The following is a 16,658-nucleotide window of genomic DNA, read 5'->3' as shown; positions in this document are numbered from 1 at the left end:
TGTGCCATCCGCAGCAGAAGCTCCGCTTTTAGCGGGGCTTTTTTTGTAGGGTGTTGGTGAGTAGGTCCAGCAGGATGTCAATCACCATATTGGTATAAAAATACCTGATGGCAATTGGATCTTCCTGCCCGGGTGGCGGTGTTATCCGTGCGGATTTTATCTCCTGCCCGTCGGCCGCAATGCTGTAGTAGCAGTACAGTTCAGTAATGCCTTCTTCCGGCACGGTGGAAGCGTAGCCGGTAATGCCAATTCCCCAATGTGATGAAAAAAAGGAACAACAGTTTTCCGATAGGGTACAGGCGGTTTCCGCAGATATACAATTGCATTGTTGCCCGTGGATAGGATCGAGATGCAGGTGCCGCGCTTTCTGTCCGAGATTATACGCTGTAATACCTCCCTGAAAAAATTCCGACGCTCTGTCGGCCGATGAAAAGGCGACCTGTAACATGCCGGCGGTAACACTTTCCGCCACCGCAAGGTTCTGTTGACGGTTCATCAGGATCGCCCCGATCCGGTTAATGGTGTCAAGATTCATAGTGTCCATAATGAAGGTTTCTTTTCTAATCCCGTGCCAGCGTTTGGCACGGGGTTTAGAGCAGGTGTTTAAAAAGAATACCTGATGACACAGACAGAAAAGATCGCTGACTTTGCGCTGCGGTATCATTATAGGGATATTCCATCAGAAATACGGTCGCGTCTGAAAATTCATTTGCTTGATGCAGCCGCTTCCTTTATCTGGGCGCAGTTCCAGGAAACGCCCCGTAAGATGGAAGCGAGCATCCGGCAGTTATATACTACCGCTCAGCCATTGGCGGCAGACCATGCTGCCCAGTGTTACACCGCTTTCATCCGTTATCCTGATTTTATGGATAACTTCCTGGCAAAAGAATCTACCTGCCACCCGAGCGATAATATCGGGATACTGCTAGCTGCGTGCCATTTGAAGGATATCCCGGGTGAAACGTTTTTATCCGCTATGGCCACGGCCTATGTGGTGGAATGTGTACTCACGCAAAACTACCCGGTGATGATGGCAGGATTCGACCATACCACCTTACTGGCATTCTCCGCCACAGCAGGCGCAGGACGGTTGCTGGACCTGTCCGCCAAAGCGCTGACCCATGCCCTGGGAATAGCAGGCTGTAACATTAATCCTCTTGTCACTTCGCGGGCGTCTTATACCACCGAATGGAAGGGGCTGGCTTCTGCGCTGGTAAATGCCGGCTGTATGAACCTGGTGATGATGGCAAAAAATGGGATCAGCGGCCCGTCCGACCTTTTTGAGATACCGGAAAAAGGATATAACGCGTTGCATCAGCAAAAGCTGGAGCATGAATGGAGCGTGGAAGATTTTCAATTGCTTTCCCATTGTATATTGAAGACGTATAACGCGGAAGTACACACGCAGTCGGTGCTGGAACTGGTGCAGGAAATGACCGAAGCGCATCAGCTGCGGGCCGCAGCCGTCACGGAAGTCAATATCACCACCTTCCTTACGGCCTATCACATAGTGGGCAATGGTGAATACGGGGACAGAACAAAAGTCTTCACCAAAGAACAGGCAGATCACAGTCTGCCTTACCTGGCGGCCGTAGTATTGCTGGACAGGCAGGTGTACCCGCCACAGCTCGCGGAAGAGCGCATCGCCCAGGAAGATGTACAGTCGTTATTGCAGAAGGTAAAGATACATACCGGTTTTCCGCTGCATAAGCCCTTGAAGGTAGCCGGCATCCTGGATCCTTATACGGCGGCGTACCCGGACAAGGTACGTTGTAAAGTAGAGATCACTACGATCAGCGGGGAACAGTTTACCGGGGAAAAAGAAGACTATAAAGGATTTTTCACCCGTCCGCTGACATTTGAAGAAGTGAAAGCGAAAATGGTGCGGTTAAACAAACCATATGTCTCTGAAGAAAAAATAAATGGGGTATGTGACATGATCGAACAGCTGGAAAACCATACTGCCAATGAGTTGCTGGCGGCCATGCTGCAGCATGATCTTTAATATATAAGCCCCGGGCTGAAAGTCCCGGGGCTTATATATTTCGCGGTTACTATAATTTATCGATCCACGATTTCACTTCTTCTTTTGTCTGGCCTGTTTTCTGCTGGATGCGCCCCAGCAGCTCGTCTTCCTTGCCTTCCACATAGAGCAGGTCATCGTCCGTAAGATCTGCGTATTGTTGTTTGATCTTACCTTTTAATTCATTCCAGTTGCCTTTTACCTTCAGGATAAAGCTGTTGTTTTGAGTGTCCATAGTAAACAGTTTTTGGGTGACTAATAATTTACGGTTGATATCTTTCAAATATTAATCCACCTGTTCCTGAGCCTGTTTTTGCGGGTTTCGGACGTGGAAAGCGAGGAAAAACATCCCCGTCCGCGGTCATCTCTAGACATTTTGCCTATGCTTGTCCGCGGTCTGAGCCGGACAGGAACGAGGCTTTTTCCAATACGGCCACGGTATGCCGGCAGATACAGATCAGCCGTTGCTGGTCGTCGGTGATCCTGATTTCCCAGATGTGGCTGCGGCGACCAAGGTGTATCGGCGTGGCGGTGGCATGCACATAACCTTCGCGGGCGCTGCGGACATGGTTGGCATTGATTTCCATGCCTACGCAAATATCGGTATCGGGATCAATGACGAGGGTGGAGGCGATGCTGCCCACTGTTTCTGCCAGTGCTACGGAGGCGCCGCCATGCAGGATACCATAAGTCTGTACGGTGCGGTGGTCTACAGGCATGCGTATACGCAGATAGTTGTCGCCGATGCCGGTAAATTCCATACCGAGGTGTTCATTCATCGTGGATTTTCCTTTTTCATTCAGTTCAGCGATAGTAACGGTCGTATGCCAGATTTTTGTTGCGTTCATGGGTGAAATATCTTTTTTTGCAAAAAGGGAATATAGTAATTTAGTTGGTTATACAACTACTCACTACATGAAATCCACTAAACTGCTTTTCGCGACAGGCGCCGCGCTGTGCCTGTCTCTTCAGATGTATGCCCAACACACTTCTGCCAACGTGATAAAGGAATGGCAGCGGGCGAAAGATTATACCAAACAATACCTGGACGCGATGCCTGATTCCGCCTATGGGTTAAAGCCTACTCCGGAAATGCGTTCATTTGCTGACCAGATGTTGCACCTTACAGAAGACAACTACCTGTTTGCTGCACTGGCTTCGGGAGCTACGCCTCCTTATAAACCGGGAGAACTGGAGAAAGTGCCCGACAAATCCAAACAGGGGGTGACCAAAACTGTGCTGGACGGTTACGACTATGTGATAGGTAAAGTGAAAAGCATGACCGACGCGCAGCTGGCGGAGCAGATCAAACTGTGGGGCCGTTTTGACATGAGCCGTGAAACGACATTGGACAAAGGCTTTGAGCATCAGACGCATCATCGTGGGCAGACCACCGTTTATATTCGTCTTGCCGGTGCCAAACCGCCACAGGAAAAATTGTTCTAAAATAAACGGAAGGAAATCGCTTTTTTTTTTGCCCGCAGGAAATACAGTAATTTAGCAGTCTACATAACTCCACCAATTATGAAACCTCTCAAATTATTTCTCGCCACGGGCATCGCCGTATGCCTGTCGCTGCAAATGTATGCGCAGCAAATCAACGCTAAAATGATCAAGGAGTGGGAAAGGGCAAAGGAATATACCAAAGAGTACCTGGACGTGATGCCTGAAGGCTCCTATGGTCTGAAACCAACGCCGGAAATGCGTTCGTTTGCCGGACAGATGCTGCACCTTGCAGAAGCCAATTTCGGATTCGCCACTTTCGCCAGCGGCGCCACTATGCAGGGGAAACCGGGCGACCTGGAAAAGTCCGGCGACACTTCCAAACAAGGAGTGACCAAAACCGTGATGGACAGCTACGACTTTGTCATTGACAAACTCAAGAACATGAAAGACGCGCAGATGCCGGAGCCGATCAAACTTTTCGGCCGCTTCGACATGAGCCGTGAGGCTGCCTTTGAAAAGGCGTTTGAGCATCAGACGCACCATCGTGGCCAGACCACCGTGTACATCCGCCTGGCCGGTGTTAAACCACCACAGGAGAAACTTTTCTAAGCCGGACTATCCGTTTTGTATTAATTGGACGCAGGGGATGCGGGTGGATAGTTGTTATTTTGTCAAAGACAAATGACATCAATATGAACTTTTCAATACAACCCCAACTGGAAAACGAACGGGCCATCCTCTATCCCCTGCAACAAAACGATTTTGAAGCGTTGTATGAAGTGGCGTCCGATCCGCTGGTATGGGAACAACATCCCAACAAAACCCGCTGGCAACGGCCGGTATTTGAGACCTACTTCGACGGCGCCATGAAAAGCGGCGGCGCCTTCCGCATCGTGGACAAGGCCACCGGTAAAACAGCTGGCAGCAGCCGTTTCTACGATTACAATCCGGAAGACAACAGTATCCTGATCGGTTATACGTTTTATAGCCGCGAATGCTGGGGCACCGGACTGAATCCTTCCGTAAAAGACCTGATGCTGTCGTATATTTTTCAATATGCAGACAAGGTCATTTTTCACGTGGGTGCTGTCAATACCCGCTCCCAGATAGCGGTTACCCGGCTGGGCGCCCGTAAAGTGAAGGAAGAAGAAGTGGCTTACTTCGGTGAACCTTCCCGCCTGAATTGTATTTATGAAATTAATAAGGCAGACTGGCCGGCGCAGCATGCCTGATGCTACCGGTCTGCATGATCACCGTTCCGTGACAAAAACAAAGGGCTGCCGGCATCTATTGCAGGCAGCCCTTTGAAATGTATAACGGATGGTTATTTGCCTGTCTTGCTGATGGTCACATCGTCCAGGATGATATCCTGCTGACCGGTATTTTTAAAGTAAATACGCACGGTTTTCATATTGTTACCGTATTCTTTGCCGGTCTGAAAATAAAGCTGCTGGCGGGAGAAACTGATTTTCCCGCTTTGTGTCTGTGCCGCCGCCTGTTGCAGGTCGCCAGTGACCTGCTTCATATTGGCCACTGCCGCATGCAGCGGGCTGTTACCTTTCTGCCAGTAGGTCAACTGGTAGTTGCTGTCATTATTCAGGTAGACATATTGTTCCATTTCCTGGCCGGGTTTCAGCAGCAGGCCACGGCTGCCACTGCGGCCGGTGGTCAGCGTGCCGTTGCCTTCCCAGGGCAGGAGGCTGTTGTTGGCTTCAAAGCCGGGATTGGGCAGTTCGTTGTTGCCTTCCAGCGGCCATTGGTACCCGCGGATATAATCCACTTCCATGCTTACGGAACCGCCGCCGCCATAGGAGCCCAGGAACACGTTCATCACGTGGTTGGGGGAGTAGATCTGGTGTTTGTCGTCGTAAGCTTTTATCAGTTGCCCGTTGATATAATGTTTGATGCTGTTGGGCGTCCAGAGGATACCGTGGGTCACCCATTGGTCTTTGTGCTCAAACCCTTTGGCGATGTGGGTGTTGAGGTTGTGCACGAACCTCCCTTTATCGTCCACATGACCATGCAGCACAAACTGCGCGTCGATGTTTTCGAACACGTCGATCTCGAACACCTGTCCTTTCGGGCGGATGCCGGTAACGCCGTTGAGCGTGGTGCCTTCCTGCAGGTAATATTTCAGGTCCGGCCCCGGAGAGTCAAACCAGTAGGCGGTGTTCAGCCCCTGTGGTTTACCGGTGAAGCTGCGTTTTACCCTTACCTCATAATATCCGCCGCGGCTGTTGTCGAGCAGGTTTTCGTTGGTGCGCCAATCGTACGTCTGGATGGAAGAGATCTTCCGGCCGTTAGGGTAGTAGGCTTTTGCCGGCAGGGAATCGTTGGTGAAAATATTGATGGTACGGCCGTTGAGCGTATAGGCAGCTTCAGGAAGCGTGCCGTTGCGCATGTTGTCCAGGTTGTCTTTCTTGAGAAAGTCAATATTGGAATAGTACGTCGTGTGCCATTTGTTGCGGTCCAGCAGGGAGTCGTTGAATTCATCATGCCAGTAAAGGGCCATGCCTTCGGGAACGGCGGCAGAGCTGGCGATGTCCAGCCGGCGGGCTTCGGCGGTGTCCAGCGACCATTGCGGGGTGGTGAGGACGGCGCCGGCGAGCGTTTTGCTGTGCTGCTGTGCGCTGAAGGCTTCTACCCATACGTGATAACGGGTGTTGCCTTTCACCTGCTGAATATAGAAGCGGGTGCTGTTGGCGGGCAGTGTGGCGGAAGGAGTGGCCGGCTTGTGGTTACTATCAGACCAGTACAGGTGGTAGCCTGCTTCGTTGGAGGCCTTATCCTCCCAGTCAACCCTGATCCAGCTGCGGGTGCCCGTCAGCCGGAGATTTGCAGGCGCGGATACATCCTGCGCCTGCAAACCGGTTGATGTTAAAAACAATAAATAAAACAATCGCTTCATAATCCTTAGTTATATCCTTCGTTTTGTTTGATGACGCCACCGCTTTGGGTGATCACCAGCCTTGGTAAAGGTAACAGCACTTTGTAAGGCTGTGCGGTGGTGGAACCATCGTTGACCGCGCGTTGGATATAGAGGTTCCAGCGGATCAGGTCATCTTTCCTCCAGCCTTCGCCCCACAGTTCAAACAGGCGTTCGTCCTGTATTCTGGCAAGGAACTGGGTTTTGGAGAGACCGATGGGCAGGTCTGCCAGCCCGGCTCTTCTCCTTACCGCGTTGATGGCGTCGTAGGCCTGCTGGTTGGGAGCGCCGTTAGCTTCGTTGATGCTCTCTGCCAGCATCAGCAGCACGTCGGCATAGCGGTAGATCGGGAAGTCGATCGCGCTGTTTTGTGAGTTGGCGCGGGACGGATCGGGAGCGAATTTCACCGGGATAGCGCCCAACTGTCCGTCGGTCCTGGCGTTTTTATAGATGACTTTCCCGCTGGGGTCTTTTCCTACAGGATAGGATTCCAGCAGCACTTTCAGCCTTTTATCTTTTTTGTCGAATTTATCGTAGCTGGACCAGGGCATTTTATAACCGCCCCATGCCGTCAGCGGGATGCCGGTAGAGTCTTTGTAATCGGAGGGTAGTGCGTGTGCCAGCCACATGTTGGTGTACTGGTCGCCGCCGGAAGAAGAGCATACGATGGCGAGGATCATCTCCGGAGAGTTCCCGCCTTTGCTGGCCGTGTTGAAGTTGTCTTCGTAGTTGCCCATCAGGGAGTAGCCCATCTGTGTCAGCTGCTGACCGGTGGTTACGGCGTCTGCCCATTTTTTCTCATGCATGTACAGTTTCATGAGGCCGGTGAGTGCGGCGGCTTTGGAGAAGCGGCCATAGTCCATGCCGGTGAACTTGTCGGGCAGTACGGCGGCGGCTTCTTTATAGTCCTTTTCGATCTGTGCTGCCACCACCTCTTTGGTAGGACGGGGCAGGTAAGGCGCGTTAGGATCGGCGGCTATTTTAGCATCTGTCACGATGGTGAACGGACCATAGTTGAAGTACAGCAGTTGTGCATAGTGGGCTCTCAGCGCTTTCAGTTCAGCGATATACCGCTGTTTCAGTTTGGCTTCGATGTTCAGGTTCTCCAGGTTGCCCAGTGCGATGGCGATACGGGAAATATAAGAAGTATAGTTACCGTAGTTGTGTGTTACCCATTCAAAGTCTGGCGTGTAGTTCAGGTTACGCAGCGGTATCCAGTTACCGCCCCAGGAGCAGACGCCCTCGTCGGTGGTCATCATGGCTTGTGTGCGCCAGGCGAAGGTGCCGGCATCCCAGCCGCCCTGCCAGTCGCCGCCACCGGCCAGACCGGTGTAAGCGGCGTTGACGGTTGCCACTGCGCCTTCGTTGGTATTTACTACATCGGCGAGGTTGCCGTAGGTGTTATATTTCAGGTCTTTTTCACATGCGCTGAAAGCCGCGAGGCTGCCCAGCAAAATGAGTCGGTGATATATGTTTTTCATGATTGTCCGGTTAAGTGATTAGAAGGATACGATTACACCAAATACATAACTTTTTACCAGCGGGTAGAAGTTGTCCGGGTCCAGCTCAGGGTCCAGTCCGGGGTATTGGGTGATGGTAAACGGATTCTGAACGTCGAAGGAGAACCTTACACCAGAGAATACTTTTTGTCTTTCTACTACTTTGGCAGGCAGGGTATAACCCAGTGTGATATTGCGGCAGCGCAGGAAAGAAGCGTCGGCGAGCCAGTAGCTGGCTTCGTTCTGGAACTGGGAATAGGAACCGTCGGTGAGGGCGGTCGGGAAATCTCCGTTCGGGTTTTTGAAGGTCCAGCGGTTGGAGGATACCGGCATAGCGTTAAAACCAAAAGGATTGGTGGTGGTTTCATTCACCCTGCCGCCCAGGTAGGGAGACCATTTTTTCTGGATCAGGCCGGAGAAGAAAATGTTCAGGTCGAAATTTTTATAAGAGAACTGGTTACCGATGCCGAAGTTGAAACGGGGATCGCCATTGGCCAGCAGGGTTTTATCTGCCGCGGAAATAGCGCCATCAGGACCAATCACTTTACCGTTGGCGTCGAAGCCGTGAATATCTTTCAGGATAAGGCCGCCTGGCAGCATGCCGGGCATATATGCCGGTGCGCCGCCTTTTTCTCCGTTATAGATACCGGTAGACCAGTAGCCATAGATCGGGTTGAAGAGGGCGTCTTTACCGGTAGCTGCTTCCCAGGGCTTCAGTGCGCCTATGGCTGCCGGAGAGCGTTCTTTCCAGTAGCTGAGGTAATGGGAGAAGTTCAGGCTGGTAGACCAGGAGAACCCATTTTCAGACTGGATGTTTTTGCTGTGCAGGGCTATCTCGTAACCGGTAGACCTGGTTTTTCCGGCATTGATAAATCCTTCCCTGAGCACGAAGCCGGTGGGATAGGTAACGCTGAAGATCAGGTTGCGGATGTCTTTGCGGAAATAGTCGAATGAACCGGAGAGGCGGTTGTTAAAGAAAGCGAAGTCAACGCCAGCGTTTAGTTCACCGGCCGTTTCCCAGGTGAGGTTGGGGTTTTCGTCGCGGGTCATTACTACGCCGGTGTTGATATTGCCGGTGCCGAAGTAAGGACTTCTGGAGGCGTCGTAAACCCTGTTGGCTGCTGCGCCGAAGTTACTGTTACCGGTTTCGCCGTAGCCGGCTCTTACTTTCAGGAAGGAGAGTGGTGTAAAACCTTTCAGGAAGGCTTCGTCGGAGAGCACCCAGCCGGCAGATACGCCGGGGAAGTAACCCCATTTTTTGTTGGCGGCAAATACGGAGGAGCCGTCACGGCGGATAGACGCCTGTAAGGTGATATTGCCTCTGTAGGTGTAGATGGCGCGGGCGAAGTAGGAAGCCCAGATCGTTTCTGATTTGCTGGAACCTACGATCGGTTTGATCGCCTGGCCGGAGCCGAGGTCATAGTATTTAGATACATCAGAGAGGAAACCCTGGTTGGAGGCGTTAAAACCTTCCCAGCCGGATTTCTGGTAGCTGTAACCTGCAACGGCGCTGAGGTTGTGCTGTTCGTTGAATGTTTTGTTATAGGCGAGGGTATACTCCAGCAGGGTGGATTTGGCTTCTGACTGGGCGATGCTGGCAGAGCCGTTCACCTGTGCACCGAGGTAGAATGTCCTGGGCAGGTAGGTGGAACGTTTGGAGTTGGAGTTGTCATAGCTGAAGCGCACATTGGCTTTCAGGTCGGGGATGATGCTCCATTCTGCAAAGGCGCTGCTGAGCGTACGGGTGGTGACGGTCTGGTCGGTGATGGTACCGTAAGACACCGGGTTGGGGATGTTAGGATAGTAGGGGCTTACCGGGTAGGTGCCATCGGGCAGTTGCAGTGGTTGCACCGGCGCCCAGTAGATAGCGGAAGTGATGATACCGCCGTTTTCGTTGGCGCCGCCGGTAAAGGTATTGTTGGCGGTAGCATTGGACAGGATCATACTGGCGCCCAGTTTGATTTTGTCGGACACCGCCTGGTCGATGCTTACGCGGCCGTTGTAACGTTTGAAGTCGGTGCCGAGGATCACGCCTTTCTGATCGAAGTAGTTGCCGGAAGCGTAGTAGTTCGTTTTACCGTTACCGCCCGAAACAGCGAGGTTATGCTGTTGCGTGTAGCCTGCGCGGGTGATGGCGTCGGTAGCTTTTTCGTTATAGCTGCGGGCGGAGTCGATCTGGCCCTGTGAGTAGATCGGTTTGTACGGGTCGGTCACGGATGCCGGATCTTTGGTGCCATAGTAGGGAGCCACTTTATTATCGCGGTACCACATCTCTTCTCTCAGCAGATTGCGTTGTACCATGTAGTCAGCTGCTCCGTATACCGGGTACATTTTGTCTACGTTCTGAATGCCGTAGGAACCGGTATATTCCACTTTGGGTTTGCCATTGATGCCTTTTTTGGTGGTGATGAGCACCACACCGGCGCCGGCGCGTGCGCCGTAGATAGAGGCGGCGCTGGCGTCTTTCAGGAATTCGATGGACTGGATATCGTTGGGGTTGATGAAGTTCAGCGGGGATTTGTCTACGCCGCCTTCTGCATTTTTACCGTATTTGGTACCGGTGATGGGCTGTGCGGCAGCGTCCATCACAGGTACGCCGTCGATCACGTACAACACGCCGGCGTTAGCGAAGGACGGGTTGCTCCTGATCTGTACTTTGATGCCTGCGCCGGGTTGACCGGTGGTTTGTGTTACCTGTACGCCGGAAGCCTTACCCTGCAGCGCGCTCTGAAAGTTGGTACTGGCGCTGATGTTGAGGTCTTTGCCTTTCACGGTGGTCACGGCGCCGGTGAGGTTCTTTTGTTTCACCGTACCGTAACCGATCACTACTACGTCTGACAGGGCGTTGGTAGCGCGTTTCAGGCGGATATCGAGGGTAGCCTGGCCGGTGTAGATGATTTCCTGGGTTTCGAAGCCGATGGAGCGTACGATCACCACATCACCTTTTACGAGGTTGAGGGAGAAGGTGCCGTCGGCTTTGGTGATGGCGCCTTTCTGGGAGCCTTTCACGGCCACGGTCACAAAAGGCAGCGGTGCGCCGTCGGCGTCGAGGACCTTGCCGGTCACGTCGGTCAGCAGGTTGCCCGTCAGGGTGGTGGCTGCCGGTTTTTTCCTTACGGTGATCTCTTTGCCGTCCATCACGTAGGAGAGGGGCTGGTCTGCAAAAATGGCTTTCAGCGCTTCGCTCAGCGGCACGTCGTTGAGGTTGATGTTGACCGGTTTGGCGGCGCTGATATGATCTTTAACGTAGAAGAAGTTGTAGCCTGTCTGGCTTCTTAGTTTCCGGATGACAGTGACAAGGGAAGCGTTTTTCTCAGAAAGGGTCACTTTCTGTGCATTGGCTGCAGCACTGAGGCTGACGAACGCTGTAAGCAATAATGTGGTGGCAATCCGCATGAAAACGAAGATTTTGGAAGGCTGGCAATAGCTCGCCCTGCCTCCTTTGTGAAGAAGGTTTAATATCATACCTTTACGAGGTTTGGTTTTTAATTCAATGTTTGTTTTTCCGTGCGTGAAAAATTGATTTTGATGGAGGCCTTACGACCGAACGTGGAAGTGCTTCCTCACTTTCACGTTTTTTATAAGGCCACTTGTTTGTTGGCTTTACTTCATTGGCGTGGATTTAAAGTTCACTGTTAAATAGTTGTTCGACTGACAATCATCGTTCACAATCGTGGTCAGTATTTGCTTACATAAATTTTCTTTTCGCTGATCCTGAATTTTAACAGGCCTGCTTTCTCGATGGTATTTAAGACTTTTGATACGTTTTCAAACCGGGAGATGGTGCCCACCATTTCGTTGGTGGGGATGTCGCCTTCGTAAATGACTTCCACATCGTACCAGCGGGCTATTTTCCGCATCACCTGGTAGATGTTTTCATCGTTGAATTCGAAGTAGCCGTTTTTCCAGGCGACGATACCGTCGGTGTTGACAGTGGTGATTTTTACATCGCCGTTTTTACCGCTGATGGCCTGTTGCCCGGGTTTTAGCACCTGTGCGTCGTTGATTTTAACGGCGCCGCGGAGCAGGGTGGTCCTGGCGGAGGGTTCATCGGGGTAGTTGTTGACATTGAAGCTGGTGCCCAGCACTTGTATTTGTTGATGATTGGTGCGTACTTTAAAGGGGCGGGCCGGATCGGCGGCCACTTCAAAGTAGGCTTCGCCGTTGACCTCCACGGAACGTTCCGCCTGATGGGCGAAAGAGGCCGGGAAGGTGAGGGTGGTGGCGGCATTGATCCATACCCGCGTACCGTCGGACAAGGTGATCTGGTATTGTTCGCCCCGGGCGGTGCTGAGGGTGTTGTACTGAACGGTGGTGGCGCCGTTTACCGGCCGGTATTCCAGGGAGCCGTCGGCCGCTTTGCTGACTTCCGCGCCGTCCTGGTCGGTCAGTTTACCGGTCCGGGTGTCGGAGAGCAGTATTTTCTTCCCGTTGGCCAGCGTGAGGGTAGCAGTGTTTTTGCCTGCCGGCAGGTCTGCCGAAGGTGGCAGCGCGTGGATGGCCACGGGCGCCGTTGGCTGGCTGCTATGTTTGAACCAGAAGAAGCCGCCGGCCAGGATGCCGGTGAGTGCGGCGGCTGCAGCGATGCGCCAGGGGAATACCCTTCCGCGGGAGATGCCGGCCTGCCGGTGTATTTTTTCCAGTAGGACGGTTTCCCGGGCGGACAAGTCGCCGATATCCAGCCTGCCGGCCTGCTGTGCATCGCACCAGGCGCTGTACACCGCCAGTTCTTCATCTGTGGCCGTGTTGGTCGCTATTCGTTCTATAATATCCGCAATACGTGCTTGGTCCATGGAAAGCCTGTTAGGTGCTTGTTCAATATACTAAGGGACATAAAAAGGGGCTTCCCCCCAAAGGAGGGCAAAAAAAATTATAACAGCAGGAAGGAGAGCATTTTTTTGCCCAGGTCTGACCGGAGTTTTTTCAGGGCGATGGTGATCTGGTTTTCCACCGTTTTTTCGGAGATGCCCAGGCGGGCGGCTATTTCCCTGTTGCTGAGGTGTTGTACCCGGCTGAGGTGGAATATCTCGCGGGCGCGCTGGGGGAGTGTTTCGGAGAATTCAGTGATCACCCGTCTCAGTTCTTTTACCTCCATGTCTTCTTCTATGCGGGTGATGGTAGGCAGTTCCACGTTGGCAGCGAGGATGGCGGCACGGCGGCGGGAGGTCTGGATGATGCGGGCCAGCCGGTATTTAACGGCGGCCATCAGGTAGCCTTTCAGGGAGGTGACTTCGAGGGTGGAGCGGTGTTCCCACAGCCACACAAATATCTCCTGCACGGCGTCGCTGCACTCTTCTTCGTTGTTCAGGATATTCCAGGCGTACTGGTACAGCAGGCGGAAATAACGGGCATACACCTCGTTAAAGGCCTGTACCTCGCCTTCCTTTAATAAAGGTAGCAATGCTGCATCACTGAACGCGTTATAATCCCTCATATACGAATAAACCTCCGGCAGAGCCCATCGGCCAAATTTGCATTATTTTTATGAATAGAGCAAACACAGATTGGTTGACGGGTTTTTTGATGTCGGGATTTGAGGCCCGACAAACCCGGTGGTAAAAATTAATTTATATTTGCTTTCGTCGATTTCATCCTGAAAAAACAACAGTAAAATGGCTAAACAAACAACAGGCGGAGCAGGCATACAACAGGCCGGATTTGATTTCTTAAAGGCGTTAAAGAAAAATAACAACCGGGAGTGGTTCAACGCACATAAAGACGACTACCTCCGGGCGCTACAGGAAGTGGAAACCTTTGCGGATGGCCTGCTGGCAGACCTTTCCACGCACGACGTCATAGAAACGCCTTCCGGCAAAAAAAGCCTTTTCCGTATTTACCGCGACACCCGTTTCTCTTCAGATAAAACACCTTATAAAACCTATTGGGCCGGTGGTTTCAAACGGGCCACCCGGCAGCGCCGCGGAGGATATTACTTTCAGATAGAGCAGGGCGCCAGCTTTGTCGGCGGCGGCTTCTGGGGGCCGGTGGCCGACGATCTCAAAAAGATCCGCGATGACATTGCCTTCGATCCCGCGCCGCTGCGCAAGATCCTCAGCAGTAAATCTTTTACCTCCACTTTCGGCACGCTGGAAGGGGAGCAGCTGAAAAAGACACCCCGTGGTTATGATCCGGAGCATGAGGGCGCCGACCTGTTGCGCTATAAGCAGTACCTGCTGATCCGGCGTTTTACCGATGAAGAAGTAATGTCGCCGCAGTTCAGAAAAGAAGCGGGTAAAACCTTTGCCGCCATGCGTCCCTTCCTCGACTACATGAGTGAAATTTTGTCCACCGATTCCAACGGATTATAATCATCAGCCTTATGCACAACATTGAACCGTTAGCACCGGAGATAGCACAGCGCGTGCGCGATAGTTTTGGCCGGCAGAAGATGATGGCGCTGTACGGCGCCAGCCTGACCGGCATCGGGAAAGGGTATGTAGAGATCAGCATGCCGCCCAGCGAGATCGCGCTGCGTCCGTCGGGGATCTTCCATGGCAGCGCCATCGCGGGCCTGACAGACGTGGTGGCAGGCTATTGTGCGGCCACCATTCCGGTGGAAGACCCTTATTTTGTGACCGTCGAGTTTAAGATCAACTTCCTGAACCAGGCCAAAGGAGAGCTGCTGATCGGCCGGGGAAAGACCATCAAAGCCGGCGCCACGCTCACCATTATACAAACAGATCTTTATACCCGCAGCGATGAGCGCGAAACCCATGTAGCCACCGCGCTGGTCACCATGATGCAGATCAAAAAACGTTAACCATGGAAATTACTACTGTAACCACGTTCATCCCTTACTACGATAAAATCCGCGAACGCACCAAAAGACTGCTGGCCGTAGTGCCGCCCGATTCGCTGGACTGGGCCTATATGCCGGGCAAGTTCACCATCGGCGATGAAATACGGCATATCGCCGCTATCGAAAGGTATATGTTCGCCGAAACCATCGCCGGCCGCCCCAGCAGCTACAGCGGCTGCGGTAAAGCGCTGGCAGACGGCTACGAGGCCGTGATGGCGTATTTCGATGAAAAGCATGAGGAGTCGATGGCTATTTTTCGCGCGTTGAGCGATGAAGACCTGCAGCGGAAATGCACTACGCCCGGCAATGCTACCATGCCCATCTGGAAATGGATGCGCGCCATGGTGGAACATGAAATCCATCACCGCGCACAGTTGTATATCTACCTGAATATGATCGGTGTGAAAACTCCGCCGATGTTTGGGTTGAGTGCTGAGGAAGTGGCGGGGTATGGTAAGGGGTAGTGAAGTGAATGAATATGGCCACAGCTGACCTGGTACTTAAATTTGAAAATACGAATAAAGCGCCGCTGGTGCTTATTATAGGCCCTCCCTGTATTGACTATTTCCTGGAGACTGGGGAATTCCTGAAGCTGAAGATTATTGGTTATAAAGATGCCCACCAGGATGTGAATGATATTATTGATGTCCGATATACTGTTCAGGATACGATCCATATCGATATTAATTACAGTTTCAGGATAGTGGTTGAGAGGAATGGGGAAGAGGAGATAATATGGTGATGATGGCCGTAAAAATGGACATAGAGCGATTTTCGGAAGATTTTATGTTTGAGTTGACAGAAAAGGAGGTAGTATTAGTGGTATCACAAAATGTGATACCATGCCAGAATAATTTGTAGGTCTAGGTGCTTGAATATTTTACTGATAAGCCCATGCTGCTAGAGACGTTTATCTTCTTTAAATATGGATACAGACCCGCCATTTTCTGGATTTGTGGGTTAATCCCGGTGATGTAGTAGTGACGGATTTTGAATCGGCGTGCCCTGTCGAATCGGTGTATTATCTTGAATATACTTTGGATCGGAGAAGTGTGGTCAGTGGTATTCTTTACCGTTAAGAAGCTGAGAAAACAGGTGTCGCAAAGTGCGCCACCTTAAATAGCCGATTAGCTTAAATAGTTGTTAGCAGGCAAATGGCACTTGATCGGGAGAAATGAAGATGAAAAGAATTCCTCGTGGCCGGGAGATTTTGCAGGAATGAACTATTTTTCTATCTTGTACAGTATTGGTTGTTACAAAAGAAACATTGATTATGTAGCGCAAATATTGGATGTAGCCCAACAATTCCTCCTATCCAGAATGCATTCCTTACCTATGGAGACGTTCCTCTGATAGATTGTTCCTGGTCCAATAGCTGTTTAATCAACTTATCTCTGTTATTTGCTGCGCCTAAGAAAGGAATGGCCAGATGTAGCAACAAGGATAGAAAAGTATTGAAATATCAACCGCCGGTTACATAATGAAAAGTTGTTACCCAAATAAAAGACCTATGAGAGAAAGAAATCGGTTCAGGCAGTTACGCGTTACATTATTGATTTCAGCCTTAGGCCTGGCCAGCCAGGTGACTCGGGCACAGCAACCGGGCGGTCCCGGGCTTCCTGCCGCTACGCCGGTGGCTTTACCAGCCGCCTATACGTCACCGTCCATAAATTACATCCGCACGTGGGAACCGTCTATGCCCACTACAGATCCGGCTGCGGTGATCGCTGAGAGCCGGACCGTAAAGGAGGTAAAGCAGGGCACGCAGTATTTTGACGGTCTTGGCCGGCCGTTGCAAACGGTGGCCAAAGGGATGGGTGATTCTGCCAGGGATATTGTGACCCCGGTGGTATACGACGCTTTTGGAAGGGAACAATATAAATATCTGCCTTATATGCACACTGCCGGCGATGGCAAATTCAAAACATCTCCCTTTAGCGCACAACAACAGTTTTATCAGAATTC

At 51.8% G+C, this 16,658-nt stretch carries 18 protein-coding genes; 10 read left to right on the top strand and 8 right to left on the bottom strand.

Annotated elements, in window-relative coordinates; all coding sequences use genetic code 11:
• Nucleotides 1–28: 28 nt before the first annotated feature.
• Entirely contained in the window at nt 29–544 is a 516-nt protein-coding gene (locus tag B5D63_RS18825; RefSeq protein ID WP_159456071.1) for a CinA family protein, read from the bottom strand.
• Between the two features lie 75 nt (nt 545–619).
• On the opposite strand from B5D63_RS18825, the gene B5D63_RS18820 reads away from it, so the two are divergent.
• Nucleotides 620–2,005, top strand: a complete 1,386-nt coding sequence (locus tag B5D63_RS18820) for an MmgE/PrpD family protein (protein ID WP_078670396.1) — start codon at nt 620–622, stop codon at nt 2,003–2,005.
• Nucleotides 2,006–2,054: 49 nt separating this feature from the next.
• On the opposite strand, the gene B5D63_RS18815 is transcribed toward B5D63_RS18820, so the two are convergent.
• Nucleotides 2,055–2,258, bottom strand: coding sequence for a CsbD family protein (locus B5D63_RS18815; RefSeq protein ID WP_078671322.1), 204 nt, complete (start codon nt 2,256–2,258; stop codon nt 2,055–2,057).
• 145 nt (nt 2,259–2,403) lie between these two features.
• Nucleotides 2,404–2,871 carry a hotdog fold thioesterase gene (locus B5D63_RS18810; RefSeq protein WP_078670395.1) on the bottom strand — a complete coding sequence of 156 codons (468 nt, stop codon included), beginning with the start codon at nt 2,869–2,871 and terminating at the stop codon, nt 2,404–2,406.
• A 67-nt stretch (nt 2,872–2,938) separates the two neighbouring features.
• Between B5D63_RS18810 and B5D63_RS18805 the strand changes: the two genes are divergently transcribed.
• The 3 genes from B5D63_RS18805 (at nt 2,939) to B5D63_RS18795 (ending at nt 4,701) form a co-directional block, all read left to right on the top strand.
• Nucleotides 2,939–3,469, top strand: coding sequence for a DinB family protein (locus B5D63_RS18805; protein ID WP_078670394.1), 531 nt, complete (start codon nt 2,939–2,941; stop codon nt 3,467–3,469).
• A gap of 78 nt (nt 3,470–3,547) precedes the next feature.
• On the top strand, nt 3,548–4,078 hold the full coding sequence (locus tag B5D63_RS18800; protein ID WP_078670393.1) for a DinB family protein: 531 nt from the start codon (nt 3,548–3,550) through the stop codon (nt 4,076–4,078).
• Between the two features lie 83 nt (nt 4,079–4,161).
• Nucleotides 4,162–4,701, top strand: a complete 540-nt coding sequence (locus B5D63_RS18795; RefSeq protein ID WP_078670392.1) for a GNAT family N-acetyltransferase — start codon at nt 4,162–4,164, stop codon at nt 4,699–4,701.
• A gap of 92 nt (nt 4,702–4,793) precedes the next feature.
• Here B5D63_RS18795 and B5D63_RS18790 read toward each other — a convergent pair whose 3' ends face one another.
• From B5D63_RS18790 to B5D63_RS18770, 5 genes are all read right to left on the bottom strand, one after another.
• The gene (locus B5D63_RS18790; RefSeq protein ID WP_078670391.1) at nt 4,794–6,377 is read right to left on the bottom strand and encodes a fibronectin type III domain-containing protein; all 1,584 of its coding nucleotides are present in this window, start codon (nt 6,375–6,377) and stop codon (nt 4,794–4,796) included.
• Between the two features lie 5 nt (nt 6,378–6,382).
• Entirely contained in the window at nt 6,383–7,876 is a 1,494-nt protein-coding gene (locus B5D63_RS18785; RefSeq protein WP_078670390.1) for a RagB/SusD family nutrient uptake outer membrane protein, read from the bottom strand.
• Between the two features lie 18 nt (nt 7,877–7,894).
• Nucleotides 7,895–11,359, bottom strand: coding sequence for a TonB-dependent receptor (locus tag B5D63_RS18780; protein ID WP_078670389.1), 3,465 nt, complete (start codon nt 11,357–11,359; stop codon nt 7,895–7,897).
• Nucleotides 11,360–11,571: 212 nt separating this feature from the next.
• Nucleotides 11,572–12,687, bottom strand: a complete 1,116-nt coding sequence (locus B5D63_RS18775) for a FecR family protein (protein ID WP_078670388.1) — start codon at nt 12,685–12,687, stop codon at nt 11,572–11,574.
• Nucleotides 12,688–12,764: 77 nt separating this feature from the next.
• Complete coding sequence (locus B5D63_RS18770) at nt 12,765–13,328, bottom strand: RNA polymerase sigma-70 factor (protein WP_078670387.1); 564 nt, start codon at nt 13,326–13,328, stop codon at nt 12,765–12,767.
• Nucleotides 13,329–13,506: 178 nt separating this feature from the next.
• On the opposite strand from B5D63_RS18770, the gene B5D63_RS18765 reads away from it, so the two are divergent.
• The 6 genes from B5D63_RS18765 to B5D63_RS18745 form a co-directional block, all read left to right on the top strand.
• Nucleotides 13,507–14,202 (top strand): DUF2461 domain-containing protein, encoded by a 696-nt coding sequence (locus B5D63_RS18765; RefSeq protein ID WP_078670386.1) that lies wholly within the window; start codon nt 13,507–13,509, stop codon nt 14,200–14,202.
• Between the two features lie 11 nt (nt 14,203–14,213).
• Nucleotides 14,214–14,654 carry a PaaI family thioesterase gene (locus B5D63_RS18760; RefSeq protein WP_078670385.1) on the top strand — a complete coding sequence of 147 codons (441 nt, stop codon included), beginning with the start codon at nt 14,214–14,216 and terminating at the stop codon, nt 14,652–14,654.
• Between the two features lie 2 nt (nt 14,655–14,656).
• Nucleotides 14,657–15,157, top strand: a complete 501-nt coding sequence (locus B5D63_RS18755; RefSeq protein ID WP_078670384.1) for a DinB family protein — start codon at nt 14,657–14,659, stop codon at nt 15,155–15,157.
• A 14-nt stretch (nt 15,158–15,171) separates the two neighbouring features.
• Nucleotides 15,172–15,435 (top strand): hypothetical protein, encoded by a 264-nt coding sequence (locus B5D63_RS18750; RefSeq protein WP_078670383.1) that lies wholly within the window; start codon nt 15,172–15,174, stop codon nt 15,433–15,435.
• On the top strand, nt 15,429–15,554 hold the full coding sequence (locus B5D63_RS35790) for an ORF6N domain-containing protein (RefSeq protein ID WP_394333852.1): 126 nt from the start codon (nt 15,429–15,431) through the stop codon (nt 15,552–15,554). Before B5D63_RS18750 ends, B5D63_RS35790 begins: the two co-directional genes overlap by 7 nt.
• 649 nt (nt 15,555–16,203) lie before the next feature.
• Nucleotides 16,204–16,658: DUF6443 domain-containing protein (locus B5D63_RS18745; protein ID WP_200817041.1), on the top strand; the 455-nt coding region annotated here is incomplete at its 3' end.

This window comes from Chitinophaga eiseniae, from assembly GCF_900167135.1.
In the GTDB taxonomy this organism is placed as follows: Bacteria; Bacteroidota; Bacteroidia; order Chitinophagales; family Chitinophagaceae; genus Chitinophaga; species Chitinophaga eiseniae.
The sequence above is the reverse complement of the archived record's forward strand: the minus strand, read 5'-3'. Positions and strand labels throughout refer to the sequence as shown.

Excerpts from the sequence above, each read along its gene's own strand:
- B5D63_RS18790 (WP_078670391.1), bottom strand. The coding sequence starts at position 6,377 with ATGAAGCGATTGTTTTATTTATTGTTTTTAACATCAACCGGTTTGCAG.
- B5D63_RS18755 (WP_078670384.1), top strand. The coding sequence starts at position 14,657 with ATGGAAATTACTACTGTAACCACGTTCATCCCTTACTACGATAAAATC.
- B5D63_RS18765 (WP_078670386.1), top strand. The coding sequence starts at position 13,507 with ATGGCTAAACAAACAACAGGCGGAGCAGGCATACAACAGGCCGGATTT.
- B5D63_RS18770 (WP_078670387.1), bottom strand. The coding sequence starts at position 13,328 with ATGAGGGATTATAACGCGTTCAGTGATGCAGCATTGCTACCTTTATTA.
- B5D63_RS18775 (WP_078670388.1), bottom strand. The coding sequence starts at position 12,687 with ATGGACCAAGCACGTATTGCGGATATTATAGAACGAATAGCGACCAAC.
- B5D63_RS18795 (WP_078670392.1), top strand. The coding sequence starts at position 4,162 with ATGAACTTTTCAATACAACCCCAACTGGAAAACGAACGGGCCATCCTC.
- B5D63_RS18815 (WP_078671322.1), bottom strand. The coding sequence starts at position 2,258 with ATGGACACTCAAAACAACAGCTTTATCCTGAAGGTAAAAGGCAACTGG.
- B5D63_RS18810 (WP_078670395.1), bottom strand. The coding sequence starts at position 2,871 with ATGAACGCAACAAAAATCTGGCATACGACCGTTACTATCGCTGAACTG.
- B5D63_RS18760 (WP_078670385.1), top strand. The coding sequence starts at position 14,214 with ATGCACAACATTGAACCGTTAGCACCGGAGATAGCACAGCGCGTGCGC.
- B5D63_RS18785 (WP_078670390.1), bottom strand. The coding sequence starts at position 7,876 with ATGAAAAACATATATCACCGACTCATTTTGCTGGGCAGCCTCGCGGCT.
- B5D63_RS18820 (WP_078670396.1), top strand. The coding sequence starts at position 620 with ATGACACAGACAGAAAAGATCGCTGACTTTGCGCTGCGGTATCATTAT.
- B5D63_RS35790 (WP_394333852.1), top strand. The coding sequence starts at position 15,429 with ATGGTGATGATGGCCGTAAAAATGGACATAGAGCGATTTTCGGAAGAT.
- B5D63_RS18800 (WP_078670393.1), top strand. The coding sequence starts at position 3,548 with ATGAAACCTCTCAAATTATTTCTCGCCACGGGCATCGCCGTATGCCTG.
- B5D63_RS18780 (WP_078670389.1), bottom strand. The coding sequence starts at position 11,359 with ATGATATTAAACCTTCTTCACAAAGGAGGCAGGGCGAGCTATTGCCAG.
- B5D63_RS18750 (WP_078670383.1), top strand. The coding sequence starts at position 15,172 with ATGGCCACAGCTGACCTGGTACTTAAATTTGAAAATACGAATAAAGCG.
- B5D63_RS18805 (WP_078670394.1), top strand. The coding sequence starts at position 2,939 with ATGAAATCCACTAAACTGCTTTTCGCGACAGGCGCCGCGCTGTGCCTG.
- B5D63_RS18825 (WP_159456071.1), bottom strand. The coding sequence starts at position 544 with ATGGACACTATGAATCTTGACACCATTAACCGGATCGGGGCGATCCTG.